26 protein-coding genes and 2 pseudogenes are annotated in these 21,950 nt (G+C 73.5%); 9 read left to right on the top strand and 19 right to left on the bottom strand.

What is annotated here, in order from left to right:
- Positions 1 to 334: 334 nt before the first annotated feature.
- Positions 335 to 742, top strand: coding sequence for a phospholipase A2 (locus tag CLV92_RS17320; protein WP_158257302.1), 408 nt, complete (start codon positions 335 to 337; stop codon positions 740 to 742).
- A 119-nt stretch (positions 743 to 861) separates the two neighbouring features.
- On the opposite strand, the pseudogene CLV92_RS17325 reads toward CLV92_RS17320, so the two are convergent.
- Positions 862 to 1,071, bottom strand: a pseudogene (locus CLV92_RS17325) (integrase core domain-containing protein); the annotation flags it as partial.
- 521 nt (positions 1,072 to 1,592) lie between these two features.
- On the opposite strand from CLV92_RS17325, the gene CLV92_RS17335 reads away from it, so the two are divergent.
- The gene (locus CLV92_RS17335) at positions 1,593 to 2,315 is read left to right on the top strand and encodes a Gmad2 immunoglobulin-like domain-containing protein (protein WP_158257303.1); all 723 of its coding nucleotides are present in this window, start codon (positions 1,593 to 1,595) and stop codon (positions 2,313 to 2,315) included.
- Between the two features lie 327 nt (positions 2,316 to 2,642).
- Positions 2,643 to 2,930, top strand: coding sequence for a hypothetical protein (locus tag CLV92_RS17340; RefSeq protein ID WP_146099615.1), 288 nt, complete (start codon positions 2,643 to 2,645; stop codon positions 2,928 to 2,930).
- A gap of 334 nt (positions 2,931 to 3,264) precedes the next feature.
- On the opposite strand, the gene CLV92_RS17345 is transcribed toward CLV92_RS17340, so the two are convergent.
- Positions 3,265 to 4,131, bottom strand: coding sequence for an LGFP repeat-containing protein (locus CLV92_RS17345; RefSeq protein WP_158257304.1), 867 nt, complete (start codon positions 4,129 to 4,131; stop codon positions 3,265 to 3,267).
- A 204-nt stretch (positions 4,132 to 4,335) separates the two neighbouring features.
- On the opposite strand from CLV92_RS17345, the gene CLV92_RS17350 reads away from it, so the two are divergent.
- On the top strand, positions 4,336 to 4,785 hold the full coding sequence (locus CLV92_RS17350) for an HIT family protein (RefSeq protein ID WP_104434833.1): 450 nt from the start codon (positions 4,336 to 4,338) through the stop codon (positions 4,783 to 4,785).
- 95 nt (positions 4,786 to 4,880) lie between these two features.
- Here CLV92_RS17350 and CLV92_RS17355 read toward each other — a convergent pair whose 3' ends face one another.
- The gene (locus CLV92_RS17355; protein ID WP_146099617.1) at positions 4,881 to 5,318 is read right to left on the bottom strand and encodes a hypothetical protein; all 438 of its coding nucleotides are present in this window, start codon (positions 5,316 to 5,318) and stop codon (positions 4,881 to 4,883) included.
- Positions 5,319 to 5,461: 143 nt separating this feature from the next.
- Positions 5,462 to 5,611 carry a hypothetical protein gene (locus CLV92_RS21610; RefSeq protein ID WP_158257305.1) on the bottom strand — a complete coding sequence of 50 codons (150 nt, stop codon included), beginning with the start codon at positions 5,609 to 5,611 and terminating at the stop codon, positions 5,462 to 5,464.
- A gap of 336 nt (positions 5,612 to 5,947) precedes the next feature.
- Here CLV92_RS21610 and CLV92_RS17360 point away from each other — a divergent pair, with 336 nt between their 5' ends.
- Positions 5,948 to 8,266: a putative bifunctional diguanylate cyclase/phosphodiesterase gene (locus CLV92_RS17360; protein WP_104434837.1), complete on the top strand. Its 2,319-nt coding sequence runs from the start codon at positions 5,948 to 5,950 to the stop codon at positions 8,264 to 8,266.
- 304 nt (positions 8,267 to 8,570) lie between these two features.
- Positions 8,571 to 9,149 carry a P-loop NTPase family protein gene (locus tag CLV92_RS17365; protein ID WP_104434999.1) on the top strand — a complete coding sequence of 193 codons (579 nt, stop codon included), beginning with the start codon at positions 8,571 to 8,573 and terminating at the stop codon, positions 9,147 to 9,149.
- An 87-nt stretch (positions 9,150 to 9,236) separates the two neighbouring features.
- On the opposite strand, the gene CLV92_RS17370 is transcribed toward CLV92_RS17365, so the two are convergent.
- Positions 9,237 to 9,893: a class I SAM-dependent methyltransferase gene (locus CLV92_RS17370; protein ID WP_158257306.1), complete on the bottom strand. Its 657-nt coding sequence runs from the start codon at positions 9,891 to 9,893 to the stop codon at positions 9,237 to 9,239.
- 82 nt (positions 9,894 to 9,975) lie between these two features.
- Between CLV92_RS17370 and CLV92_RS23125 the strand changes: the two are divergent.
- Positions 9,976 to 10,413, top strand: a pseudogene (locus CLV92_RS23125) (GNAT family N-acetyltransferase); the annotation flags it as partial.
- Positions 10,414 to 10,527: 114 nt separating this feature from the next.
- On the top strand, positions 10,528 to 11,043 hold the full coding sequence (locus CLV92_RS23130; protein ID WP_425433588.1) for a GNAT family N-acetyltransferase: 516 nt from the start codon (positions 10,528 to 10,530) through the stop codon (positions 11,041 to 11,043).
- A 78-nt stretch (positions 11,044 to 11,121) separates the two neighbouring features.
- Here CLV92_RS23130 and CLV92_RS17380 read toward each other — a convergent pair whose 3' ends face one another.
- From CLV92_RS17380 to CLV92_RS17430, 12 genes are all read right to left on the bottom strand, one after another.
- On the bottom strand, positions 11,122 to 11,553 hold the full coding sequence (locus CLV92_RS17380; protein WP_104434839.1) for a protein-tyrosine phosphatase family protein: 432 nt from the start codon (positions 11,551 to 11,553) through the stop codon (positions 11,122 to 11,124).
- 34 nt (positions 11,554 to 11,587) lie between these two features.
- Positions 11,588 to 12,283: a metal-dependent transcriptional regulator gene (locus CLV92_RS17385; protein WP_104434841.1), complete on the bottom strand. Its 696-nt coding sequence runs from the start codon at positions 12,281 to 12,283 to the stop codon at positions 11,588 to 11,590.
- Complete coding sequence (locus tag CLV92_RS17390; protein ID WP_104435005.1) at positions 12,276 to 13,109, bottom strand: iron chelate uptake ABC transporter family permease subunit; 834 nt, start codon at positions 13,107 to 13,109, stop codon at positions 12,276 to 12,278. Before CLV92_RS17390 ends, CLV92_RS17385 begins: the two co-directional genes overlap by 8 nt.
- 49 nt (positions 13,110 to 13,158) lie before the next feature.
- On the bottom strand, positions 13,159 to 13,905 hold the full coding sequence (locus CLV92_RS17395; protein WP_104434843.1) for a metal ABC transporter ATP-binding protein: 747 nt from the start codon (positions 13,903 to 13,905) through the stop codon (positions 13,159 to 13,161).
- Positions 13,902 to 14,852: a metal ABC transporter substrate-binding protein gene (locus tag CLV92_RS17400; RefSeq protein ID WP_104435007.1), complete on the bottom strand. Its 951-nt coding sequence runs from the start codon at positions 14,850 to 14,852 to the stop codon at positions 13,902 to 13,904. Before CLV92_RS17400 ends, CLV92_RS17395 begins: the two co-directional genes overlap by 4 nt.
- Positions 14,853 to 14,902: 50 nt before the next feature.
- Complete coding sequence (locus CLV92_RS17405) at positions 14,903 to 15,487, bottom strand: GNAT family N-acetyltransferase (RefSeq protein WP_104434845.1); 585 nt, start codon at positions 15,485 to 15,487, stop codon at positions 14,903 to 14,905.
- 37 nt (positions 15,488 to 15,524) lie between these two features.
- Complete coding sequence (locus tag CLV92_RS17410) at positions 15,525 to 15,932, bottom strand: DUF1810 domain-containing protein (RefSeq protein ID WP_342762360.1); 408 nt, start codon at positions 15,930 to 15,932, stop codon at positions 15,525 to 15,527.
- A gap of 114 nt (positions 15,933 to 16,046) precedes the next feature.
- On the bottom strand, positions 16,047 to 16,202 hold the full coding sequence (locus CLV92_RS21615) for a hypothetical protein (protein WP_158257307.1): 156 nt from the start codon (positions 16,200 to 16,202) through the stop codon (positions 16,047 to 16,049).
- 55 nt (positions 16,203 to 16,257) lie between these two features.
- On the bottom strand, positions 16,258 to 17,763 hold the full coding sequence (locus CLV92_RS17415) for a DUF2252 domain-containing protein (protein ID WP_104434847.1): 1,506 nt from the start codon (positions 17,761 to 17,763) through the stop codon (positions 16,258 to 16,260).
- A 102-nt stretch (positions 17,764 to 17,865) separates the two neighbouring features.
- Positions 17,866 to 18,156 (bottom strand): DUF3040 domain-containing protein, encoded by a 291-nt coding sequence (locus tag CLV92_RS17420; RefSeq protein ID WP_104434849.1) that lies wholly within the window; start codon positions 18,154 to 18,156, stop codon positions 17,866 to 17,868.
- A 214-nt stretch (positions 18,157 to 18,370) separates the two neighbouring features.
- Positions 18,371 to 19,063: a hypothetical protein gene (locus tag CLV92_RS17425; RefSeq protein WP_104434851.1), complete on the bottom strand. Its 693-nt coding sequence runs from the start codon at positions 19,061 to 19,063 to the stop codon at positions 18,371 to 18,373.
- 91 nt (positions 19,064 to 19,154) lie between these two features.
- Positions 19,155 to 19,811, bottom strand: a complete 657-nt coding sequence (locus tag CLV92_RS17430) for a MerR family transcriptional regulator (protein WP_211291235.1) — start codon at positions 19,809 to 19,811, stop codon at positions 19,155 to 19,157.
- Here CLV92_RS17430 and CLV92_RS22610 point away from each other — a divergent pair.
- Positions 19,710 to 20,204 (top strand): DUF6194 family protein, encoded by a 495-nt coding sequence (locus CLV92_RS22610; RefSeq protein WP_245886932.1) that lies wholly within the window; start codon positions 19,710 to 19,712, stop codon positions 20,202 to 20,204. The two genes, CLV92_RS17430 and CLV92_RS22610, sit on opposite strands and share 102 nt — an antisense overlap.
- Before the next feature lie 27 nt (positions 20,205 to 20,231).
- On the opposite strand, the gene CLV92_RS17440 is transcribed toward CLV92_RS22610, so the two are convergent.
- Together CLV92_RS17440 and CLV92_RS17445 are read right to left on the bottom strand one after the other, a co-directional pair.
- On the bottom strand, positions 20,232 to 20,651 hold the full coding sequence (locus CLV92_RS17440; protein WP_211291237.1) for a VOC family protein: 420 nt from the start codon (positions 20,649 to 20,651) through the stop codon (positions 20,232 to 20,234).
- An 88-nt stretch (positions 20,652 to 20,739) separates the two neighbouring features.
- Positions 20,740 to 21,915, bottom strand: a complete 1,176-nt coding sequence (locus CLV92_RS17445; protein WP_158257308.1) for an EAL domain-containing protein — start codon at positions 21,913 to 21,915, stop codon at positions 20,740 to 20,742.
- Between the last annotated feature and the right edge of the window lie 35 nt (positions 21,916 to 21,950).

The raw sequence follows: 21,950 nt of genomic DNA on the forward strand, positions 1-21,950 counted from the left end.
AGGCCCGCGCCCCCTCCCGCACGCCCATCTTCTCTGCCACCGACCTCTGCACGACGTCCCTCCTCGGGCACCAGCGTGCCGTTGGCGCTCCGACACGCTGATCCTCCGGCATTCAGTGCGCACCGGGAACCCCTGGGCCCAGCGAGTCTTCGCCAGGAGCAGCGTGGCGCCACTGACAAGGGCTAGTAAGGGAAAGTTGCACGCAGTAATAGTTGCCTGGAGTTTGCATCGCGCCTCACGGGTCATCTACGGTCGCTGTCAGCCGCCCGGATTCCAGGGCTGCGCGCACTTCATCGTCGTCGTGCGGATCATGAGATGTGGCAGGAGATCAGTAGTGCGAATTTCGCTCAAGCGCGTCCGCAACGTGGCCGCGGCAGCTCTCATCGCGACCGGTTCCCTCGGTCTGGTGGCGACGCCGGCCATGGCGGGACCGGATACCTACCCGACGAGCAATGGATGCGGTGCTGGCAGCGGCGTCTACAAGCATGTCCCGGATCGCTGGTTCTCGGCGGACTTCCGACGCGCCTGTGACATCCACGACAAGGGTTACGGTTACGGTCAGCGGTCGAGCCGACTCTCCGTTGACAGGCAGCTCAGGTACAACCTGAAGCAGGCTTGCAACGCCGCCTACCGCAACAACGCGGTGACCAGGGCGGAGTGCCACGGCGTTTCGGAGATCTACTACGCTGCAGTTCGCAACAAGTCCAAGAGCTTCTACAAGGGCTCGGGCAACCCGGCCTGACCCGCCCCTAGCGCGGGGTGAGAGCAGATGAGGGGGGGACGCCCCAACCGGGCCGTCGCCCCCTCATCGCGTTCCCCGCGGTCTCGCGGATCCTGCATGGGTGGCGGCGCAACGCCCCACTAGTTGTTCTGACCACTGAGGTTGGTGACGCGGGAGGCGGGCGGTAGCCCGCCGAGTGCGGTGTGGTGGCGGAGGGGCCACCTCCCGCTCGCGGGGGAATGGTTGTAGAGGTGCAGCCACTTCGGCAAGGCCGCCCGCCGCTGCGACTCGGAGGTGCAGGGCCGGCCGTATGCCCACTCGGTGGCCAAGGTCCGGTGGAAGCGCTCGACTGGTGTGGTCGCCTTCAGCCGCTCCACACTGCCTTCGGAGGTCTTCCCTGTGTCACGGACCGCGCGACCCCGGCGTGTCACAAACGTCCGTGCTCAGCACAGCTAGGGCGGCCGCCACACGCAGGTTCTCCGCGAGCCAGTTCATCGTCGGCTCGTTCCACCCCAGGTCGTGGGAGTCGGCCTGCAGGAAGAGCCGCAGCGGCTTATCCGCCCGTGGTTCAAGTTGAGGGCGTCGCTCTGGTCTCTCGGGCTGCAGGTCAACCGATGATCCTCTCCGCCCGTGTCACTTCCATGAGGAACACCAAGGGAACGATCAGGCACCACGCGACGCTGGTGATCGCCGTCTCGGTGCTGGGGACCGGGTGCGCCACCAGCAGTGCTCCGGGGACCCCCGGAGCGTCCGCGCCGACCCGGCCGACGCCTCTGCGCCGGTGTCGCAGACGCCGAGAGCACCTACCGCCTCCCGCAGTGCGTCGGCCCGGACAGCTCGGGCGACGCGACCGGCCGCGATGGCAGGCGCGGTGGCTCTGCCGTCGGGCTCAGCGACGGTGCCGGTGTACTGGCAGGCCGGTGAGAGTGTTCCCGCGTGGCTCTTCCGCGAGTTCGTCGCCGCTGATGGCGAGGGCGACGACGCCGACCGGGCCCTCGCCGCTCTGCTCGGTGGCTTCCCGAGCGACTTCGACTACCAGAACGCGTGGTACGCGGGAACCGGACCATCGAACGTCAGCCGGGTCGGTGACCGCCTCGTGGTCGACCTGCCCGCCGGCGTCGCGCCGGGATCCAAGGACGCCGCGGACGCCGCCTGGGCCGTGCAACAGCTCGTCCACACGGTCACCGCCGCCGCCGGCGAAGACCTGCCCGTGGAGATCCGCGAGGCCGGCGAGGCCCGGCCGGTGCTGTTCGGGCACGCGGTGCCCGAAACGGTGTCCCGCGCCCCGCAGGTCGACGTGCAGGCGCCCGCGTGGATCACCTCCACCAACACCGCCACTCCCCGTCAGGTCGTCGTGGAAGGCGTCGGCTCCGCTCCCGAAGGCATGCTGCTCTACAGGGTCACCGACTGGGCCGGCCACGACGTGGCGCGTGGATCGGTGCAGGCCGGCGCGAACGGGGTGTTCGCGGAGTTCTCGGTGACCATCCCGCTACCCGCGGGAGAGTACGAGATCGAGGTCGGGCGCCCCGACGCGTTCGACGGCGAGGCCGGCCCCGGGTCCCCCTTCGACACCAAGGTGGTCGCGATCCGCTGACGCGCACGCTGCGACTCGGCCCCTGCCACCGCTCGACCCCACTCACCCTCCCCCACCCTCACGAACGCCCGACGTGGACGCCCTCGGGATGCGATCGGAAGTGGTTGCCGACGACCGGTACGAGACCGCGCAGGACGGTTCGATCATGAACCAGTCGTGGCCGCGTTGGTGTGCAGATCCCGACCTCGGGCAAGTGTCGGATGACCCGAAACGCACCTGCTCGAGGTTGTGAGCGTCGATGCTGGCGGCGTGCGCACACCGCGAGCTGTCCGGACGTCCCCGCAATCCCCTCTGGGCAGGGTCGGCGCGCTGCTTGCCCTGTCCGCGGTGGCCGTCATCACCGTGAGCGGGTGCAGTGGCGACCCTGCCGGAGCGGAGGGCGTGCGCATCAGTGTGTGCCCGGGCATCACGGACACCCGGGACACCGGCGACCAGATCCACCTGGAGTTCTTCCAGAGCGGCGCCGTCATCGAGGAAGCCGACGTGATGGTCGGCGACATCTACACCACCGTCGTGCCGGATGGGCTCACGATCGTGCACGCCGATGGCGAAGAGATGGCCCGATTCAAAGGCCCTGGCTCCAGGGAAGCGGGCGGCGGCTGCACGAGCGAGTGATTCACCGGTCTGCCTGGTCGAGTCGGCATGACCGCGCTCCCCACCCACCATGCCCGCACGCCTCGCGGTGCGGGCGCAGTCATGGGCGGTCTGGTGCTTGCCGGGATCCGCAGGGCATGCCTCGAGACGAACGCCGTCGGCGCTTGACGTCCTTCGTCTGCGAGCCGCAAGCAGGTGCGTGGTGGCCGTCGCGAAGATGCGCCACGGGCAGAGGCTGACGTGGGCGAGGCCGCGTCAGTGGGTCTTGAGGTGGGCGGTGCCGTGCTCGACGAAGGCGCGGGGCGCCAGGCTCGAGAGAGCAGCCGGGAGCCCTGCCGCAGCGGCGCCTACCTGGTCAGCCGATCGACTCCAGCTCTTCGATCCAGGCCCCGCGGTCGTACAGGCCGATCCCCAGGGTCATCACGCCCCCGTGGACCTCGCCGGGAGGGGCCGGGAACTGGACGACGCAGTGGATCCCCGCTGACGTCCTCGGGAACCCGGAGGTGGCGCGCCCACATCCTTCGACGGTGTACGGGCCCACGCCCGAGTTGACCTCCCGGATCTTCAGCTGCTCGGTGACGATGGCGTTGGAGGTGTAGTTCGCCATCACGTCGCCCCGACCCATCTCCCATGCGCGCATGAAACAGGTGACCGCCTCTTCGGGGCTGGCTCCCCGGTGCGGGGATCCGCACCCCGGGACCCCGGATTCGGCGAACATGCGCATGCCGGACGGACGCCACTCGATCCAGCCGCGCTGGAAGTTGCTGCGCTTACCGCCGGGGATGTCGAACTCGCTCGAGGTGGGGTAGCCGAACGGGCCGCCCTCCCAGGAGTACTGGCCCCACGCGTCCCGGATCGCTCCGCGCACGACGTGGGCGTTCGGGCCGGCCTGCGGCGACCAGTAGATGGACCCGCCCTCGAACACGTTGTACGCCCCGCGCCCGTCCGGCGTGCGGACCTCGTTGGTGCGCGGGAACCCGAGGTAGCCGCCCTCCCACCCGGCCCAGCCGTAGGCGTTGCGGATCGCGCCGTGCACCTCCTGCGCGCCGGTGGCCGGGGACCAGTAGATCGACCCGCCCTGGAAGACGACGTAGGCCCCGCGCCCGTTCGGGGTGCGGACCTCCCCGGTCAGCGGTGCGCCGAGGAAGCCACCACTGCCGCCCAAGGAGTCGTAGCGCACGCCGATGTCACCACCGACCCGGCGATCAGCGTGCGCTGCCACAGCCCCGACCGTGGCGGCACAGACCCCCGTCAGGACAGCCGCCCCCGCCCGCCTCCACCATGCGCCCATGCACGCACAGTAGTCAGGACTCACTCCCGCGTGCACCCCTCTCCGGGAATCGGCCACCGACCGTGCCATCACCCCGCAGGCGCTGAGAACGGGACTGCCCCCACTCCCGCTGGTCGAACTGGAACTGTTGCGCACATGACACAGGACGCGACGTCGGCGGCGCAGGAGTGCATCTTCTGCGCCATCGTGGCCGGACAGGCCGAGGCCAGCGTGGTGTACGAAGACGAGACCGTCGTGGCCCTCATGGACCTGTCCCCCGTCACACCCGGCCATCTCCTCGTCGTGCCGCGCAAGCACGCGGTGGGCCTCGAAGGCCTCGATGGAGCCACCAGCGCTCACGTCTGGTCGGTCGGCCACGAGATGGCGCGTGCCCTGCGGCGCTCAGACCTGCGCTGCGAGGGGATCAACGTCCTCCTCTGCGACGGCGAAGCCGCCTTCCAGACGGTGTTCCACTTCCACCTCCACGTCATCCCCCGCTACGCCGGAGACGGCTGGACCATCAAGCCCGAGCCGCTGGACCGCGAGAGATCGCTCCTCGACAGGGACGCGCGATCGATCAGGGACGCCATCGCGTCGACGGACTGACCGGTGACTTCCTCCCGAGCCGCTGTCGGGAAGGACGCCCCCCCTGCCGCCGCACGGGCGCGATCATGCGCGGTCCGCGACGAGCCGAGCCGTCCTCAGGTCGGGTAGTAGCCCGTCCAGGAGGCGCCGGTCCACAGCTCGTAGGCGTCCGGCCGCGCAGGTGAGGGATAGAGCCCTGGAGGGTCGTGGCCGGGCTGCGGGGCGGACTTCACCCGCCCGTCCCGGTGCAGGACCCAGGTGCCGCTGTAGTCCCAGGGCGGGCCGGCGTCGGTGTCGCGCACGTGGCTGCCGCCACCGATGTGGAACTGACCGAACGTCAGCACGTGCGTGGTGTAGCCGTGCTGGAGCTCCTCGATGTTGCGCCTGCCCACGGCAACCCCCCACCGCCACGCCAGGACGAAAGGCACCAAATCAATCAGCAGCACCCACCAGGGCAAGCCGTCACCGGGCGACTGCGACTCGGCGATCAGGTGGACGCCCACCAAGGTCAGGGGGAAGGCGATGGCGCCCTTGAGCAGCGCACGCAGGAACATGCTGTGCGCCGTCAGCCCCGGTAGGAGAGGTGGCGGCAGGAGCGGCACCTGCGGTGTCCGCCCCTGTGCCCGCGCTTCGGCGTAGCCGGGCACTTCCCGGGGCCTGACGTAGCGCAGGCTCTGGGAGCTGCGCGCAGACACCGTCAACCCCGCCCGGCGCGCAGGGGAGCACCCGTCATACGGCCCCACAGGGCGCCGTCGAGAAGGGCGACCGCCCGGCCGCAGCCGTCGCCGCCCGCGTCGGCGACCTCGATGTCCACGATGACCACGATGACCACCGTGCCCTGCGGCACCGGCATCGTGGACGACGACGGCGCCGACATCAGCCGTTGAGACCAGCGCCGACGCCGGTCTGGTGCCGTTCCGGTCTCAGCGGGGCGCGTGATCGCGCTGCCCCGACGATCGCCGCAGCCGCGAGTGGCACGCGATCACGGCGGCAGCGTGCAGATCCTGGCCGAGGTGGACTTCGAGGCCTCCCTGTGACGCCACCCACGCAGCGACACTCCCTCGGTGCGTTGACCGGTTGAAACCGCCGTCGACTGTGAGCGGGTGCTCCAGTGCTGGTGGCACTGCGAGGGCCCGCCTCTCAGGTGGATGACCTGACGTGGCCTTCCGGTCACACTGAGCGGGTGGAGCGTCGAGCGCGGCAGGTCACCCCGGAGTACTGGCCCGTCCGGCACCGGGTGTTGCTGGCGGTGGTGGTGTGCGGGGCGGTGACGTTCACCATGTCCACCATGCCCACGATGTCGTGGCTGCGGCGCGGGCTGGGGGAGTCGACGCTGCTGTGGGAGGGCTTCGCCTCGGCGGGAACCCGCTTCTTGGCCGGGGTGCTGTGCTGGCTGCGGGCAGGTGCCGCTGCGGGACCGGGCCGGCGGGCGTGGCGGTGGCTGGCCGCGGGGATGATGTGCTGGTCCAGCGGCTCGTTCATCAGCGCCTGGCGCTTCGAACCGGACATCGTGCCGCCGGTGCCGGCGATCTCCGACGTGGGGTGGCTGGCGTTCTACCCGTGCGCGGTGATCGCGCTGTGGGAGCTGGTCCGCCAGCGCATGACGAGGCTGACGCCGGCGGTGTGGCTGGACGGGGCCACCGCGGCCGGTGGTGTGGCGATCCTGACTCTGTGGCTCGTCCTGGGTCATCCCGGCGCCACGACGGTGGGTGAGCCGCTGCAGGTCTTCTTCAACCTGGTCTACCCGCTGATGGATGCGGTGCTGGTGTTCCTCGCCGTCGGGGCGGTGGCGATGCTGGGCTGGCGGCCGAGCCGCTCGTGGTGGCTGCTGAGCATCGGGCTGCTGCTCGTGTTCGCCGCCGACGCGATGTGGATGATCGAGATCATCAGCGGCACCATCGGCTACGAGGGGGTGGAGAACTCCTGGTGGGTGTGGGCCTACGTCTTCTACGCCCTGGCCTCCGGTGGGGCGCTGTCCGCGGAGCAGGCGGTGCGCACCGCGCCCCCGACGGCTGCGGTGGTGCCGGTGGCTGTGGCCGTGCTGGCCCTGGCGATGCTGACCCTGGCCCTCCTGCGTCCCGTGCCGCTGGCAGCGGCGGTCGCCGCCGCCCTCACCGTGCTGCTGGCGCTGCTGCGCCTGGTGGTCAGCCTGCGCCAGGAGCACGTCGTGGTGGCCTCACGACGCGAGGCGCGCACCGATGAGCTCAGCGGCCTGCCCAACCGGCGCGCACTGCGTGAGCACGCCCAGCACGTCCTCGCCTCCGGTGAACGGCCCGCCGCGCTGCTGCTGCTGGACCTGGACCGCTTCAAGGAGGTCAACGACGCCCTCGGCCACGCCGTCGGCGATCAGCTCCTGGCCATCGTCGCGGCCCGGCTGCGCCACGTCCTGCGCCAGGGAGAACTCATCGCCCGCCTCGGTGGTGACGAGTTCGCCCTCCTCACCACCGACACCGACGCCACCGACGCCACGCACGTCGCGGCCCGCATCCGCACCGCCATGGCCGACCCCATCGCGATCGGGACGTCGGTGCTGCAGGTGCAGGCCAGCATCGGCATCGCGGTCCACCCCGACCACGGCCGCGACCTCGACGAACTGCTGCAGGCCGCCGACATCGCCATGTACCGCGCCAAGCGCACCCGCAGCGGCCACCACATCTACACCCCCACCCAGGACGCCGCAGCCCGCCACCGCCTCCACGAGCTGGCCGAACTGCGCGCAGCCGTCACCGCCGGGGAGCTGCTGGTGCACTACCAACCGCAGATCGACGCCACCACCCTGGCGGTGACCGGCGTGGAGGCGCTCATCCGCTGGCGCCGCCGCGACGGCCAGGTCGTGGCACCGGCGAGCTTCCTGCCGCTGGTGGAAGAAGCCGGCCTGATGCCCCAGCTCAGCGAGCACGTCCTCCAGCAGACCTGCCGGCACCTGCAGTTCTGGCGCGGCGCCGGGCTGCACCTGGAAGCCTCGATCAACCTGACCGCCGCCGAGATCACCCCCGCACTGCCCGAGCGCCTGCACACCCTCCTCGCCCTGCACGGCCTGCCCGCCCGCGCACTGCTCATCGAGCTCACCGAGGAGTCGCTGCTGACCGAACGCAGCGCCGCCCGCCAGGTCCTGGAACAGCTGCACGACCTCGGCGTGCGCGTGGCCATCGACGACTTCGGCACCGGCCACTCCACCTTCACCTACCTCTGCGAACTCCCCGTCGACCAGATCAAGGTCGACAAGTCGTTCGTCCTGCCCATGCTCGACGACCGGCGGGCCGGCGCCGCGGTGACCGCCAGCGTCGGCCTGGCCCGCGCTCTCGGCATCCAGACCGTCGCCGAGGGAGTGGAGACCCCTGCCCTTCTGCGGGCAGCCGGCGCGGCCGGTTGTGACCTCCTGCAGGGGTACCACATCGCCCGCCCCATGCCCGCCGACGAGATCCCCACCTGGGCCGCGGACTGGAGCAGACACCACACCATCCACCCACGCCCCGTCCTCCGCCACGAAGAGCCGACATAGACCACCCGCCGAAGCCGCCTCGCTCTGCCGCCCGCCCACCAGACGTCGCAGAACCGGTCGATTCGGGACTGTCCGATCTTCGGTGTGACCGCCAGGGCGGTCAGTGGGTGATGCGGCCCTCGAAGGTGGGGCCTCCCGCGCGAAGCGTGGGGAATGCCCAGCACCCAGCGGACGTCCGCACGTGACGTAGATCGCGCCCGATCCTGACGGCCGCCGGACGTCCTCGACCACCGGTGGCCGGACGCACGGGCAGCCGGTGATCCGCCGCCGCAGGTCTTCCTCGTGGCTGGCTAGCGTGGCGACCATGCCGTTGTCGGGACCCGCCGATCCCCTGCCGCACCGTCCCCGGCGGGTGCTCGTCGCCGGAACCTCCGGCTCGGGCAAGACGAGCCTGGCAGTCCGCATCGCCGCCGCGCTCCACGTGCGGCACGTGGAGATCGACGCTCTCTTCCACGGTCCGGCGTGGACGCCGCGGCCCTCCTTCGAGCGCGACGTGCACCACTTCAGCGCCGGGCCGGCGTGGGTGACGGAGTGGCAGTACGGCTCGGTCCGCGCACACCTGGCCGAGCGCGCCGACCTCGTCGTCTGGCTCGACCTGCCCAGGCACCGCGTCATGCGCCAGGTCGTCCGGCGCACCCTCGTGCGCCGACTGCGCCGTCAGCAGCTCTGGAACGGCAACATCGAGCCGTCGCTGTGGACGTTCTTCACCGACCCGGACCACATCGTGCGCTGGGCCTGGCTCACCCACCACAAGACCGCGACGCGGGTGACCCACCTGCTCCGGCAGCACCCCGACCTCACCGTCGTCCGGCTCCGCAGCCACCGGGACGCCGAAGCCTGGCTGAGCGGTCCGCTGCACCACTCGACGCGCCACAGCTCCTGACCTCGCCCCCCGGACGTCCGGCGTCCGACGCCCCGCGGGCGCGATCGCGGTCGGCTCGACGCGCTGCCCCGATCGGCGGGACGCGCCCTACGCCGGGTGCGCCGTCCCCGCGGCGGGACGGCGGTGCACCTGCACCGTGTACGGGGCGCGGCCGTCCGGGCGCCGTGGGGAGGGGGGCTCGCCGTCCCAGCCGCCGTGCTCGGCCACGGGTTCCAGCGCCGCGGCGGCGCAGGTGGCCGCGTAGTCGCCGGGGGTCAGGTGGCGGTCGGCGGCGAAACCCGCGACGAGGAGGCCACCCGGGCGCAGCCACCCCGCGCAGCGCGCCACCACGTCCCCCTCCGTCCCGGGCGCGACGTAGACCAGGACGTTGCCCGCCGCGACCACGGCGTCCACCTCGCCCCCGAGGGCGTCGCGCAGCCGCTCCCCCGTCACCTCGAGCAGGTCCGACTCCACCCACACCGCCCCCGGCTCCCGGCGGCGGGCCTCCGCGATCATGGACGCGTCGGAGTCGACACCGACGACGCGGTGGCCGAGGCGGCGCAGCGCCCGCGCCACCCGCCCCTCCCCGCAACCGGCGTCGACGATGCGCGAGGGCCCCGGCAGGAGCGCGTGCACGAAGTCCGCCTCGCCGTGGCCGCCGCCACCCGCCTCGTGCGCCTCGATGCGCGCCGCGTACTCGGCACCGCGGGCGCCGCCCGTCTCGGCGAGCCACCGGCTGCGGCGGCTCCGCTCCTCATCTGCCACGGACCCATGCTGGCGTGCGGAGGTTCCCGCGGCGACACCGGGCACCGGAGCGCACTGGGATGCTGGGCCCGTGCCGGCAGAGATGGTCCCCCTGTCCACCGAGCGGCTGCTCCTGCGGCCGTACCGCGGCAGCGACCTGGACCCCTTCGCCGCGCTGATGGCCGACCCGGACGTGGTGCGGTACCTGCCGTGGCCGGTGCTGCCGCGGGCGCAGGCGGAGGAGTTCCACGCGCTGCGGCTGACGCGCACCCGGCTCGCCGCGGACGGCGACGCGCTCTCCTACGCGGTCGAGGTGCGGGACGGCGGGGAGTACGTCGGCGAGGTGCTGCTGCGCCTGCTGAGCGCCGCCGACGGGCAGGGCGAGATCGGCTTCTTCCTGGACCCGGCGCGGTCCGGGCGCGGCTACGCCGCGGAGGCCGCCACCGCTGTCCTCGACGCCGCGTTCTCGCAGTTCGGGATGCACCGGGTCCACGGCCGGTGCGACGGGGCGAACACCGCCTCCGCGGACCTCATGCGCCGCCTCGGGATGCGGCAGGAGGCGCACCTGCGCGAGCACGAGCGGTTCAAGGGCTGGTGGGGCGAGGAACTGGTGTTCGCGGTGCTGCAGCGGGAGTGGACCACGCCGGCCGCGCCCCTGACCGACGGGGTGCACCTGCTCACGACCCCGGTGCCGGCGCGGGTCGAGGGGGAACTGGCGGAGGTCCTCGTCGACTGCGTCGCCGGCGGCGCCAGCGTGGGCTTCCCCGTTCCCCCGACGCCGGCGCAGGCACGGGCGTGGTGGCGCGCGGCGCTCGCCGGGGACGACGCCCTCACGTGGGTGGCCGTGGTGGGCGGCCGGGTCCGCGGCACGGTGCGACTGCTGCCCGCCGCCCAGACCAACGGCGCCCACCGCGCGGAGGTGGCGAAGCTGCTGGTGCACCGCGACGCCCGCGGCCTCGGCCTGGCGCGGGCCCTGCTGGCCGCGCTGGAGGCGGAGGCGCTGCGCCGCGGGCGCTGGCTGCTGGTGCTGGACACCGAGACGGGCAGCAGCGCGGAGGACCTGTACGCGCACCTGGGCTGGACGCGGGCGGGCGTGATCGGGGACTACGCCCTGCTCGCGGACGGGGGGACGGCGTCGACCACGGTGTTCTCCAAGCGGCTGTCGCCCTGAGCGGTCGCGCCACCGGCCTGCACGCCCTGCGCGCCCTGCGCCGGGACCCGGTCCAGGGCGTCGGGTGCTCCGGCGCGGCTACGGCGCGCGGAACTCCTCCACCCAGCGGCGCTGCCAGGGCGTCTCCACCGCGCGCCGGTGGTAGCGAGCGCGGACGAACGCGACCGCCTCCCCGGGTGGAACGCCGTCGAGGACGGCCAGGCAGGCCAGCGCCGTGCCGGTGCGGCCCACCCCGCCCCCGCAGGCGACCTCCACCCGCTGGGCCGCCGAGCGCTCCCACGCCTCCCGCAGCGCCTCGCGGGCGTCCCGCCGGTCGCGGGGCAGGCCGAAGTCGCGCCAGCGCAGCCACCTCGACGGCCAGGGGAGCTCGGGCGGGGGCGAACCCAGCAGGTAGAGGCCGAACTCCGGCTGCGGCCCCGGGGGCGGCGGCCGGCGCAGCCCCCGGCCGCGGACCAGCCGGCCCGAGGGCAGCGGCACGACCCCGGCGACCTCGTCCCAGGCGGGTTCCACGGTGACGGCCCTCCTGCCACGGGCAGCGGCTGCGTCAGGCCGCGCCCGGCTCGACCACCCAGATCGACGCCGCGGCGGGCAGGCCGAGGTCGAAGCGCCGGCCCGCCGCCTCGACGAGGAGGGTGCCCGCGAACTCCTGCCGGGCGAGGACCGTCAGCACCACGTCCAGGGTGATGCCGACCTCCCCGAGGTAGCGCAGCAGGTCCGGGGCGCTGTCCGAGACCCGCGCCACCTGCAGGGGGCGCCCCACGCCCGCGGCGTCGAGCCGGGTCGCGGGCAGGTCGGGGAACGTGCCGTCCCGCCGCGGGATCGGGTCGCCGTGGGGGTCGCGGTCCGGGTCGCCCAGGCGCTGCGCGAGGCGCTCGACGAACTTGTCGCTGACGGCGTGCTCGAACACCTCGGCCTCGTCGTGCACCTCGTCCCAGCCGTAGCCGAGGTACTCCACGAGGAAGGTCTCGATGAGGCGGTGGCGGCGGACCATCCCCACGGCCGCGGCGCGCCCCTCCTCCGTCAGCTCGATCGAGCCGTAGCGCTCGTGCGCGAGCAGGCCCTGGTCGGTGAGCTTGCGGACGGCCTCGGAGACCGTCGAGCGGGAGAACCCCATGCGCTGCGCCAGCAGCGAGGTGGTCACGGGCTCGTCCGTCCACTCCCGGGCGGTCCACACCTCCTTCAGGTAGTCCTCGGTGGTGGACGTCAGGTCGGGCGCTGGGGTCGTGCGGGGCCTAGGCACGAGCGGCCCGCCTCTGGCGCGAGCGGAGGGTCCTGCCCGCGCGCGCCGCCAGCAGCCCGTGCCGGGGGGCCAGCAGGTACACCAGCGCGAACAGCGCGCCCTGGGTCAGGACGACCATCCCGCCCGAGGACGCGTCGGCGTAGTAGCTGACGTAGATGCCCATGACCGCGGACAGGCCCGACAGCGCGGGCGCGAGGATCAGCATGCGGGAGAAGCGGTCGGTGAGGAGGTAGGCGGTCGCCCCCGGGGTGATGAGCATCGCCACGACGAGGACGACGCCGACGGCCTGCAGCGCGACCACCGTGGTCAGCGCGAGCAGGCCCAGCAGCAGCGCCCCCAGTCGGCGCGGCGAGAGCCCCACGGCGTGCGCCTGCGTCTTGTCGAACGCGTACAGCATCAGGTCGCGGCGCTTGAGCAGCAGGAGCGTCAGGGCGATGGCGCCGATGACGAGGACCTGGACGACGTCGGAGCGGCTGACGCCCAGGACGTTGCCGAACAGGATGTGGTTGAGGTCCGTCTGGCTCGGTGTCACGGAGATGAGCACCAGGCCCAGGGCGAAGAGCGTGGTGAACACGACCCCGATCGCCGCGTCCTCCTTGACCCGGCTGGTGTCGCGCACGGTGCCGATGAGCACCACGGCGAGCAGGCCGAAGACGAAGGCGCCGATCGCGAAGGGCACGCCGGCGATGTAGGCCAGGACGACCCCCGGCAGGACGGCGTGGGAGACGGCGTCACCCATCAGCGACCAGCCGATGAGGACCAGCCAGCAGCTGATGACGCCGCAGACGACGGCCGCGGTGGTCGTCACGAGCAGGGCCCGCACCATGAAGGTGTAGCTCAGGGGTTCGAGCAGGAGTTCGAGCACGGTGCCCCTCTCAGGCGGTCGCCCGGCCGCGGCCGAGCACGTCGAGGCCGAAGGCCATCGCGAGGTTGGCGGGCTCCAGGACCTCGGCCGGCGTGGAGTGCAGGAGGACCCGGCGCAGCAGCAGCACCGCCTCGGTGCACAGCTCGGGCAGGGCGTGCAGGTCGTGCGTGGAGACGAGCACGGTCCGGCCCTCCGCGGCGAGCTCGCCGAGGAGGGCGGAGATCGTGGCCTCGGAGCGCTTGTCGACGCCGGCGAAGGGCTCGTCCAGCAGGAGGATGCTCGCCCCCTGCGCGATGCCCCGCGCGACGAAGGCACGTTTGCGCTGACCACCCGAGAGGGCGCCGATCTGCCGGTCGGCGAGGTCTGCCAGCTCGACGCGGTCGAGGGCCTCGGCGACGGCTGCGCGGTCCGCGGCGCGAGGGCGGCGGGTGAACCCCTGGTGGCCGTAGCGGCCCATCATCACGACGTCGCGGACGCTGACCGGGAAGGCCCAGTCGACGTCCTCGCTCTGGGGGACGTAGCTGATCGCCCCGGAGCGGCGGGCCTTCGACGGCGGGCGCCCGTCGACGAGGACCTGCCCCTCGTCGGGCCGGACGAGACCCATGATCGACTTCATGAGGGTGGACTTGCCGGAGCCGTTCATGCCGATCAGCCCGCAGACGGCGCCCGCCCCCAGCCGCAGCGTCGCGCCGTCGAGGGCGACCACGTCGCCGTAGTGCACGGTGACGTCGCGGACGTCGATCGCGGGGGCGCTCACGCGCTGCCCTTCAGGCCCTCGACGATGGTCTCCGCGTCGTGGCGGAGGAGGTCGAGGTAGGTGGGCACGGGCCCGCCCTCCTCCGACAGCGAGTCGACGTAGAGGGTCCCGCCGAACCGGGCGCCGGTGGACTCGGCCACCTGCCGCATGGGCTCGTCGGAGACGGTGGACTCGCAGAAGACCGCGGGCACGTCGTTGCGCTCGACGAACTCGATCACGTCGGCGACCTGCTGCGGGGTGGCCTGCTGCTCGGCGTTGACGGCCCAGAGGTACTGCTCCTGCAGCCCGGCGTCGCGGGCGAGGTAGGAGAAGGCCCCCTCGCAGGTGACGAGCGCCCGCTGGTTCTCCGGGAGGGTCTCCAGTTCGGCGACGAGCTCGTCGCGCACCTGCCGCAGCTCGGCCGTGTACGCCTCGGCGTTGCGCGCGTAGTCCTCCGCGTGGGCCGGGTCCAGCTCGCTGAGGGCCTCGGCGATGTTCGCGACGTAGATCTCGGCGTTCAGCGGGGACATCCACGCGTGCGGGTTCGCGAGCCCGGCGTAGGCGTCCTCGGTGATCGGCAGGTCCTCGACGCCCTCGCTGACGACCGCGTGCGGGACCTCGACCTCCTCCACGAACTGCTCGAACCACGCCTCGAGCCCCAGCCCGTTGTCGAGGACGAGGTCCGCCTCGGCTGCGCGGCGGACGTCCGACGGCGTCGGCTCGTACCCGTGGATCTCCGCTCCGGCCTTGGTGATCGACTCGACGCGCAGGTGCTCGCCCGCGACGTTGCGGGTCATGTCGGCCAGCACGGTGAAAGTGGTCAGCACGACGGGCCGGTCGTCGCCGGGGGCGGCCCCGGCGCCGGAGCCGCCGCAGCCGCCGAGGGCGAGGGCGGACGCGCCGGCCACGAGGGCGGCGAGCAGGGGACGGACTCGTGCTTCGGTGCCTCGAATCCGAGAGTTCGGCATGGCGAAACCATAGCCCTCCCCCACCGTCGGCGCGATCGGTGCCGGGCGGCTCAGGGCGCGGCCGGCGGCACCCCCCGCCCGTCCCACTCCTCCCGGGTGAGGGCGTGCTCGACCCCGCCGTGCTCCGCGCCGGGGATCGGCTCGTCGACGTCCAGGGCGAACGTGCGGACGTGGCGCATGCCGAGGGCCGCCATCGTGGCGCGGGAGGCGACGTTGACCGCCATCGTCTCGGCGAAGACCCGACGCAGGCCGAGGTCCTCGAACCCGTGCCGCAACAGCTCGCGCGCGCCCTCCCCGGCCAGGCCCCGCCGCCAGTGCCGGCGCAGCAGCCGGTAGCCGAGCTCGGCCTGCCCCTCCACCGGCCCCTGGTCCGGCCGCACCGGCGGCTCCAGCAACCACCACCCCACCGGCTCCCCGCCGGCGAGGCCCACCCAGAACCCCAGCCCCGGCGCCCGGCCGGCCAGCGCGAGGCGGCCGCGGTGCAGCTCCTCGACCTCCGCCCGGCTGCGCGCCCGGCCGCTGCCCAGGTAGCGCATCACCTCGGGGTCGGAGTCCAGCTCCACCTCGAACTCCAGGTGCTCCTCGGCGAGGGGCACCAGCACGAGGCGGGCGGTGCGGAGAACCTGCTGTCCCATGCGCAGATCATGGACCGGCCGGCGCGGCAGGCCCGGCTCAGATCCGCTCCAGCGTCGCCGGGTCCTCCCCGTCGAAGAACTTCTCCAGCACCTCGCGGAACACCGGCTCGTCGGGGTCGGCGCGCGCGAACAGCGTCATCGACGAGCGCAGCTTCACCGCGTCCGTCGTCGATCCCATGATCCGCACCGGGTCGTGCGAGGCGGAGCCCGCGAGCACCCGGGCGCACTCCAGCAGCCGCGGGCCGAGCACCGGGTGGGCGAGGTAGCCGCGGGCCGCCGCCAGCCCGGGCAGGGCGTAGCGCTGCGCCGTCTCGCTGCGCCCGAGCCCCGCCACCTGCGGGAAGACGAACCACATCCAGTGGCTGCGCTTGCCGCCCGCCCGCAGTTCCTCCACCGCCCGCCGGTACGTGCCCCCGGCGTCCTGCGCCGCCACGAACCGGCCCAGGTCGTGGGGGTCCGGGGAGCGGCCGGCGTCCGGCTGCGGCTCGGTCTGCTCGGGGTTCGCGTCCGGCGTCTGCACACCGGCCAGGCTGCCACCACCGGGCGGTGCCCGCACTGCTCAGCGGAGGAGGCTGCGCGCTCCGCGGGCGACGTCGGCCACCAGGTCCGCAGCGCTCCGCTCGAGCAGGGGGAGCCGCTCGCGCCGCGGGATCGCGCTGCGGCCGAGGGCGGCGAGGAAGAGGGCCAGGAGGGTCAGGTACACGACGGTGGCCATCGCGGCTCCCTCGGGATCTCGGTGCTGCACCACTGCCGGCGAGGCACCCGGCACCTCAACGGTAGACGTGGTCGACCCGCCGGTACGCGCCCAGCGCGTGGTCGGCGAGGAAGTCGCGGTGGTCCCGGCGCACCCGCTGCGCGGACTCCTCCGCGAAGCGGACGATGTCGTCGACGAACAGGTCTTCCAGCCCGATCGCCGCGACGACCGCCGGGGCGACGTCGTGGTCGACCTGTCCGCCACCGCCGGAGGTGGCGTGGGCGTGGGCCACGACCCGGCCGCAGATCTCGGCGTACTCCAGCCACTGCGACTTCGACAGGTCGTCGAGGTCGATGTCGTCGCGGAAGGCGGAGCGCTCGCGCACGAGGAAGCTGAGCCCCTCGTGCTCGACGCTGCCGTTGAACACGTCGCCGTGCTCCAGGTGGACCCGGTGCGCGTGCGCGATCCGCTCGCCGTGGCCGTCGTGCTCGAAGTCCGACGGGGGGACGAGACCGGCGAGGGCGGAGCGGCGCGCTTGCTTCAGCTCCAGCAGGATGTCGTCGCTGCCGTCGGCGCAGGGCCCCTCGATGAGCACGTAGTAGCGCGTCAGTCCCAGGGAGGCCGTGCCCTGCCCCTTGCGCTCGGCCACGTCCTTCACCCGCATCCCCGCGGCGCGGTCCGGGACGGCGACGTCGTTGGACTCCACGAAGCGGTCGATGACCTCCTGGAACTCCTGGCGGCGGCTGCTGACCGGCACCAGGCGGTCGTCGGCGCGGAACCCGCGGCGGTGCTCGTCGAGGTACTTCTTCTCCAGCCACCGGGCCCGGCCGCCTGAGCTGGCCCCTTCGAGGAGGTCGGCCACCAGGGGCGGGGAGTTGTCCTGCCGCAGCTGGCGGAGGCACTCGAGGCCCTCGCTGGCGTAGCGGTTCATGGCGGCGACGTAGCCGCGGACGAAGTGCTCGACGATCCGCCGCCGGCGGGAGCGGCCGTAGCCGGCCACCTCGTGCGCGGCGATCAGGAACCCGACGGAGCCGCGCTTGAGGTCCCACGTGAACGGCGCGTAGTACGCCTCGTCGTAGTCGTCGATGCCGAAGATGGGGACGTTGTCCACGTTGGGGACGACCCCGAAGTTCTCCGGGTGGATGTCCCCGGCGGCCAGGACGGTGGGCATCCAGGCGTCCTCCCCGGCCATGTCCCGGTAGAACAGCAGGCAGGTGCCCCGGAAGAAGGAGAACAGCGACCCGGCGAGCTTCTCGAACTTCGCCTCCGCGTCCTCCTCGTGATCCGTGATCCGGGTGTGGTGGTCCTCGCGCAGGGTCTGGCGGACGTGGATGCGCCGGTCGTTGCCGGTGAGCATGCGGGGGATGAGGACCATCTCACCGCAGGCGCGCGCCCGGGCCAGTTCCTGGAAGGCCTCGACCCGCGAGACGACCTCCCGCGGACGCTGGGGTCCGGACCGGGTTCCCGGCTTCGTCCTCGACGTGGTCCCCGGGGTCTTCCTCGACCGCGTTCCCGACGTGGTTCCGGACTTCGTCGCGGGCTTCGTCCCGGACGTGGCCGGGCCGGTGTTCGCATCGTGCATCGATCGTTCCTCCGTGGTCGTCACGTCCTCCGGACATCGCGGACGCCGGCCCGGTGGTTCACTGCGTCGTGCACCGCGTCATGCACTGCGCGAGAGCGCGCTTCAGGGGGTCCGCACCCGTGAGCCCCTCATCAGGTCCCTCAGCTTCAGCAGGTGACGGGCCGGGGTCGCGGAGAGCCCCAGGAAGACGACCCCCACGAGGAAGACGGCCGTTCCCGCCCCGGCGACCGCGGCCACCAGCAGGGCCAGGCCGGCCACGGCGCCGAGCAGGCGTGGCACGATCCAGCGCGGCGAGCACCGGTGACTCCCCATGACCCGAGCGAGCTCCGGGTCCTCCATGGTCAGCATCTCCTCGATGGCAGCGAGCTCGCGTCGCTGCTCCTCACTGAGCATGTAGCCCTCCCCTTCCGCCCCCGAGGGGGCAGTGCCCCGACCCGTCCGGCGGCCTCGGCCCCCGTGCGTTCCTGATACCCACTCGGCGTTCGGGGAACCTGTTCCCACCCTGTCGTCACGGGTTCGTCATGTGCAGGTGCCCCCTCCGCCGCAGCGGAGGGGGCACCTGGTGCCGGGGTTTCCGGAACCGGCCGCGAGGCGGCCGGACGTGGGGTCAGCGCACCCCGGAGATCTTGTCGGCCTGCACGTAGACCTGGCCCGGCTCGAGCCGCTTGGCGGGGTCGTAGGCGCCCATCTCGTCCAGCAGCGCCTGGTCGACCGGACGCAGCGTGCCGCTGAGGTTCACGGTGTCACCGGCCTCGACCTTGAAGGGGGACTCCCCGGCCGCGAACTCCGGGAGGCGCACCAGGACCGAACGGCCGGCGTCCGGGCCGACGTAGAAGGCCTCGTCCGCGACGACCTCGAGCACCTTGACCTCGCGGGCGTCCACGGTCTGCCCCGCCATCGCCGTCAGGTCGGCGTCGGTGGACAGCGCGTCGGCGGAGAAGGCCTCGCCGGACAGCACGTCGGTGCCGCCCACGAGCAGGGCCCCGGCAGCAGCCGCGGAGCCGTCGACGGAGGGCGCGTCGACCGAGGGGGCGTCAGCCGAGGGGGTGTCGGCGGACGGGGACGGCTCCGGGGCGGTCTCCGTCGGGGACACGTCGACGTCCGGCTCCTCCACCGGGTCGGCCGACTCGCTCACCGCCACGGGTGCCGTGGCCTCGTCGTCGTCGTCGTTCACGGCCGCGGCGATGGCCCAGACGGCCAGCGCGAGCAGCAGGGCACCGAGCAGGATCCACAACCACGGCACGCCGCGACGGGACTGCTCGGCAGTGGGGTGGCTGCCGGTGGGTGTGGGAGCGGACATGCGAAACCTCCTGGACGGGTGTGCGTTCCCTCCCGCACTGCCCCGCCCCGGGCGGCCGCGAACCCGGGACCGCCCCACTGTCACAGAACCGTCATGCGAGGAGGGCGTGGAGGTGGGTGGCGGCCAGCAGCAGGGCGAGGGAGCGGGAGGTGATGCTCCGGTCGCGCGCGTCGAGGACGGCACCGAGGTCGCTGCCGCGGGCCAGGTGCGGCAGCACCGCGCGGAGGGCGTCGACGCGGTACCCGGCGAGGCGCAACTGCTGGACGATCCGCGCGTCGCGGACGTGCGGTGGCGCGTACCGGCGGTGGTTGCGCTCGTCGCGGTCGGGCACCACCAGGCCCTCGGCCTCCCAGTGCCGCAACGTCGAGGCCCGGACTCCCAGCGCGGAGGCCAGTTCCGAGACGGTCATCGCGTCGTCGGGCCGCACGTCGCACATCGGCTCGCCGGTGATCGACGCGGCGGCCGCCCTGGCGGCGGTGAGCCCGCGACGCTCGGCGTCGAGTCCGCCGTGCGCGGCGTCCAGCATGCCCAGCACCCGGTCCACCGGCCCCGCGTGGACGGCGCGCAGGACCACTGCGGCCTCCACCGGCCCGACGCCCGCCGCGAGGGCGCGGTACGCCAGCGCGGACTGCAGGTGCCGTTGGGTATGGACGCGGTGACCCGATGCCCTGCGCTGCGCCACCGGCAGGACGCCCGCGCGCTCCCTCGGCGACGTCGTCGTCGTGCAGCCGGCTCCGGGGGACGGCACCCCGGAGATCGCCTGGGGGACACCTTCCTCTACTACTCACCCGACGGGCGAGTCCCCCGGGCCGGGCAGCCGTTCGCCACCGCCGTCACCAAGGACTACCCCGGCGAACCCGCCTCGGGCCTCGACCGGCCGGGAGCCTTCCGGGTCAACGTCCACGCCGGCGCGGAGGCCTTCGAGGCGCATTGCGGTCACGGCCCGCGGGAGGCTTCCCCGCCCGACGGCGTCGACCACCGGCATCGGGACGTGGTCCTGCCGCACCCGGTCTACGCCCGGCTCGGGTGGGTGTGCGTGGTGGACCCCGCGGAGCGGTCGGCGGCCGCGACCCGCGAGCTGCTCACCACCGCGCACCGGCTCGCGGCGCTGCGCCACCGGCGCCGCAGCGGGGAACGGTGAGGGCGGTTCCCCCGGCGAGGACCCCGGTCACTCCGGCGGCAGCACGAGGCCGGGGAGCCAGGCGATCTCCCACCGGTTGCCCTCCGGGTCGGCGACGTAGCCGGAGCGACCGCCCCACTCCCGCCGGACCGGTGCGCTGATGAGGACGGCGCCCGCCGCCAGGGCCGCGCGGTGCACGGCGTCGACGTCCGCGGCCGTCCCCACGTTGACGGCCAGGGTGATGCCGTTCCACCCGCCGGGCGGGGGCGGCGCCTGGCCGGGGGCGGCCTCCCCGCCGAGCAGCTCCACCGGGTACAGGGCCATGCGCACCCCGCCCGCCTGGTACTGCGCGAAGTCCTCCTCACCTCCGGGCAGTTCCTCCCAGCCCCAGGCTGCGTAGAACGCCCGCAGGCGCGGCAGGTCCCGCGCCCCGAGGGTGATGAACGAGATGCGCTGCGGCACGGCCATCGGCAGATCCTGCACGACGCGGGCACCGGAACCCGGGGTCGCGGGCCCGGCCCTTGCGCGCGACGCCTCCGCGGTCGCGGCCGGGCCCCTACGCCGCCGGCCCGGCGAGGGCGATCAGCAGGTCGGCGGTCCGCACGACGCCCAGGACGTGCCCGGGGCCGGCGACGCACACCACCGGGGCGTGGACGTCGGCTACGGGCCTGGCCGCCGCCATGCGCGCCACCTCCGCCGGCGACGTGGACGGCGTGACGACCGTGGCGGGTGACCAGCGGGGCGCGTCCGCCGGGCCGGTGCCGCCCCAGCGCACGAGCTGCGGCAGGCCGTCGGGACCCAGGAGGACGTCGCAGGCGGCCGGGTCGGTGCCGCTGCGCACGGGCCGGACGAGACCGGCGACGGAGTCGTCCATCCGCGCCCGCGCGGCGCCGCCGCGGATCTGCGCCACGACACGGGGGTCGAGGGCGGGCAGCATCTGCGCCGCCGGCCGCGCCAGCGCCCAGCCCTGCCCGAACGGCACCCCGAGCCGGACGACGGCCTCCAGCTCCTCGGGCGTCTCGATGCCCTCCGCGAGGACCCAGCCGTCCATCCGGCGCACGAAGTCGCCGAGGACCTCGACGAGGGCGCGCTTGACCTGGTCGGTGTCGATGCCGCTGATGAGCTCGCGGTCGAGCTTGACGATGTCCGGGCGCAGCTGCAGCAGGCGGCTCAGGCCCGCGTGACCGGTGCCGGCGTCGTCCATGGCGATCCGCGCTCCCCGCGCGCGCAGCTCCGCGAGGAGGGCGGTGAAGGCGGCCACGTCCTTCGCGCGGGTGTGCTCGGTGATCTCCACGACGAGGCAGGACAGGTCCGCGTGGTCCAGCAGCGGACCGGCGACGAGGGGGTCGGTGAGCAGGTGCGGCTCGACGTTGACGGTGAGGAACATCCCCTCCCGCAGCACGGCGCGGCGGGAGACGGCGTCGGCCAGCACCCGGCCCTGGAGGCGGGCGTTGACGCCCCAGTGCTCGGCGGCGGTGAACCAGCGGTCGGGGCTGGCGGCGATGGCGCCGTCGAAGCGGGACAGCAGCTCGTAGCCGGCGACCTGGCCGGTGCTCAGCTCGGCGAGGGGCTGCGCGTGCAGGGTGAGCCGGTGCGGCTCGCGGATCACCTCCGCCAGGGCGTGCCGCCAGCGCTCGTCCGTCGGGGGCGGCGGGACCGGGCGGGCGGGCGGCGCGGCAGCCCCGGTGGCGGGGACGGCTCCGGCGGCGGGAGCCGTCGGGAGCACGGTCACACCAGCGCATCGGCAGCGCAGCCGCCCGGCACGAG

It is taken from the genome of Kineococcus xinjiangensis, assembly GCF_002934625.1.
Taxonomy (GTDB): Bacteria; Actinomycetota; Actinomycetes; order Actinomycetales; family Kineococcaceae; genus Kineococcus_A; species Kineococcus_A xinjiangensis.